The organism is Methylorubrum sp. Q1 (genome assembly GCF_004683995.1).
Classification (GTDB): domain Bacteria; phylum Pseudomonadota; class Alphaproteobacteria; order Rhizobiales; family Beijerinckiaceae; genus Methylobacterium.
In genome coordinates this window covers 1-2,330 of sequence record NZ_SRHQ01000069.1, presented here as the reverse complement: position 1 = coordinate 2,330, position 2,330 = coordinate 1, and the positions used below count along the sequence as shown (strand labels likewise).

Annotated in this window: 2 protein-coding genes; both read left to right on the top strand. The window is 68.6% G+C overall.

All coding sequences use genetic code 11. The annotated features are described in order from the left end of the window. Nucleotides 1–410: 410 nt before the first annotated feature. Entirely contained in the window at nt 411–650 is a 240-nt protein-coding gene (locus E4V01_RS25245) for a hypothetical protein (RefSeq protein ID WP_135300283.1), read from the top strand. Between the two features lie 324 nt (nt 651–974). Then, nucleotides 975–2,330: DEAD/DEAH box helicase (locus tag E4V01_RS25240; protein WP_135300282.1), on the top strand; the 1,356-nt coding region annotated here is incomplete at its 3' end.

The window sequence follows — 2,330 nt, the reverse complement described above, 5'->3', positions numbered from 1 at the left end:
CGAGGCGACCACAGTGGCGGCAACGAGCGCGCTCGAAGCAAGAAGCAGGATTTTCATCGTGTCGTGTCCTGATTTGGCGGGAGCCGGTGTTGGTGTGAAGTGGCCCGGGGATCTCCCCGGTATCCGTCGCCCTCCAGCGATGAAGCGATGAATGCACCCAAATCCGTCAACGAAAGGTGAAGCTTACCCAGCCGTGAGCACTTGATCAGGCCCGACGTGTCTTTGCGCACGTCGTTGCCTCGTCTTGTCGAAAACCGGCAACAGTCAAACCATTCAGCAAAGCCTGACGACAGTACGGTTAACGGCTGGTTTCTTCCGCCGCACAAGGCCGCATTAACCACATTCGGGCGATCATTCCCCGCGCCGGCGCCCGATCCCGGATCCGGCCGGCCCGATGGATTGCGCTGCCCATGTCCTTCGATTCCGGCTCGCCGAGACCGCGCGGCCCCCTCGCATGGTCGATCAAGACCGCCCTGATCGTCGGCCTCGGCGCCACGGCCCTCGCCCACCACATCGCCCAACCGGTCGGCAAACCGGCCCACCGGGGGAGCGACCCGGAGGTGACGGGCTCGATCGGCGTCAGGGCGCAGTCGCTGCGGCTCGACCCCTGCACGCTCCGCAACGCCCTCGGCACAGGCGCGCGCGACTGACTGTCACGGACTTTCACGGACCTTCGCGGCATGGCTCGAGACGACCGCCAAGGTAAGGCCGAACATGTCGGCCTTAGGCGAGCACAGGCTCGGGATGGTCTTGGCGGGATGGTCTTGGGATGCCGGCGACGCAACCGTACCCCGCCCGCGCGGGAGGAGACTGCGCCGTCTCGGTCGATTGACAAGCAGGCACAGGGGTCTAAGTGTCGCGCGCGTTCGGACGCGTGATGGCGTACCGCGCACGGCTCTCGCGATCCGCCGCCGGCGCGAGCTTTCGAGCCCCTGATCGGCCCACTTCACGCGCACAATGGTTTTCCCTACCCGATGTCTTTCGCCGATCTTGGACTGAGCGACAAGGTACTCCAAGCCGTCACCACGGCCGGCTACACCGAGCCGACGCCGATCCAGGCCCAGGCGATCCCGCATGTGCTCGCCCGGCGCGACGTGCTCGGCATCGCCCAGACCGGCACCGGCAAGACCGCCGCCTTCACCCTGCCGATGCTGACCATGCTGGAGACCGGCCGCGCCCGGGCCCGCATGCCACGCACGCTGATCCTGGAGCCGACCCGCGAACTCGCGGCGCAGGTCGAGGAGAATTTCGAGCGCTACGGCACCAACCACAAGCTCAACGTGGCGCTCATCATCGGCGGCGTCTCCTTCGCCGACCAGGATGCCAAGCTCACCCGCGGCACCGACGTGCTGATCGCGACGCCGGGGCGCCTGCTCGACCATTTCGAGCGCGGCAAGCTGCTGCTGACCGGCGTCGAGCTTCTCGTCATCGACGAGGCCGACCGGATGCTCGACATGGGGTTCATTCCCGACATCGAGCGTATCGTGAAGATGGTGCCCTTCACGCGCCAGACGCTGTTCTTCTCCGCGACCATGCCGCCGGAGATCGAGCGGCTGGCCGACATGTTCCTGCACAACCCGCAGCGGATCGAGGTGGCGCGTCCCGCCTCCACCGCCACGACCATCGAGCAGCGCCTCGTGGCGGTGGGCGCGGAGGGCCATGAGAAGCGCAAGGTGCTGCGCCACCTCATCCGCTCGGCGAGCGAGTTGCAGAACGGCATCATCTTCTGCAACCGCAAGCGCGACGTCGCCCAGCTTCAGCGCTCGCTGACCAGCCACGGCTTCAACGCGGCGGCGCTCCACGGCGACATGGACCAGCGCGCCCGCACGGCCGCCCTCGACGGTTTCCGCAGCGGCGAGGTTCCGCTGCTGGTGGCCTCGGACGTCGCCGCGCGCGGCCTCGATATCCCCGCCGTCAGCCACGTCTTCAACTTCGATGTGCCGCACCACCCGGAGGACTACGTCCACCGGATCGGACGCACCGGCCGCGCCGGGCGCTCGGGCCAAGCCTTCACCCTCGCGAGCCGAAGCGACGAGCGCTCGCTCTCGGCGATCGAGAGCCTGATCGGTCAGCCGATCGCCTGGCTCGACGGCGATCTTGCCAGCGTCTCCGACGAGGTCGAGGGCGACGAGCCCCGCCGCCGCCGCGGCAGCCGCCGGGCCAAGGGGAGCGAGGAAACCAAGCGCGGCGGGCGCAGCACCGAGAGGAGTGCCGCCCCGTCGAGCGAAAGTCCCCGCAGCGAGAGCCGCTCCCGCGGAGGACGCCGTCCGGCCGCCGAGCGCAGCCGCGCCGACGAGCCCCGGCGAGACCCGGTGCGTGAGCCGGAACCG

What these genes read in the sequence shown, in the direction of transcription:
- E4V01_RS25245 (WP_135300283.1), top strand. Translation starts at nt 411, where the DNA reads ATGTCCTTCGATTCCGGCTCGCCGAGACCGCGCGGCCCCCTCGCATGG.